Source organism: Providencia rustigianii DSM 4541 (genome assembly GCF_000156395.1).
Classification (GTDB): domain Bacteria; phylum Pseudomonadota; class Gammaproteobacteria; order Enterobacterales; family Enterobacteriaceae; genus Providencia; species Providencia rustigianii.
In genome coordinates this window covers 1-633 of record NZ_GG703846.1, presented here as the reverse complement: position 1 = coordinate 633, position 633 = coordinate 1, and the positions used below count along the sequence as shown (strand labels likewise).

Genomic DNA, 633 nt, shown 5'->3' with positions numbered 1-633 from the left:
ACAACTTGATTCTGTCTCCTTTATATACAGGAGTCAAGAGGAATGACCAAGTTTACCCTGATGGGGCTGATAGCCGTGTGTATCACGGTTTTAGGGCTTTCATTATTGATGCGCGATAGGTTGTGTTCTTTTAGCGTGATCAGTGGAAATACGGCGGTTCAAGCTACTCTATCTTGCACTGAGTAGTCTGGTGGGGGAGCTTTCCCCCACATTTCTCATTTTTGTTGAGGCTGGTGATACAAGCGCCCTTTCTCATATCGAAATTATTCACTCAATGACATGAGTTATTCCCGTTAGTTAAATCACTAAATAATCAATAAATTCAATCTGATAATGATATTTTATGGCGGATTGTTAGCATATTTTTGCTATGATGGCGGTGGGTGCTTGGATCATTTTGGTTCAAGCATTTGCCAAGAGCCAAAAAGACAAAAGCCCCGAGTTATGTTTTACCATTAACCCGAGGCTGTCTCAAACCTCAACAACTTGATTCTGTCTCCTTTATATACAGGAGTCAAGAGGAATGACCAAGTTTACCCTGATGGGGCTGATAGCCGTGTGTATCACGGTTTTAGGGCTTTCATTATTGATGCGCGATAGGTTGTGTTCTTTTAGCGTGATCAGTGGAAATAC

General features: G+C 41.7%; 2 protein-coding genes. Both read left to right on the top strand.

The features are described from left to right. The first annotated feature begins 42 nt into the window (after nt 1-42). Nucleotides 43-186 carry a Hok/Gef family protein gene (locus tag PROVRUST_RS19510; RefSeq protein ID WP_006815898.1) on the top strand — a complete coding sequence of 48 codons (144 nt, stop codon included), beginning with the start codon at nt 43-45 and terminating at the stop codon, nt 184-186. A gap of 337 nt (nt 187-523) precedes the next feature. Beyond that, nucleotides 524-633, top strand: a 110-nt coding sequence (locus tag PROVRUST_RS19505) for a Hok/Gef family protein (protein ID WP_006816534.1), incomplete at its 3' end; no start/stop codon positions are given.

What these genes read in the sequence shown, in the direction of transcription:
- PROVRUST_RS19510 (WP_006815898.1), top strand. Translation starts at nt 43, where the DNA reads ATGACCAAGTTTACCCTGATGGGGCTGATAGCCGTGTGTATCACGGTT.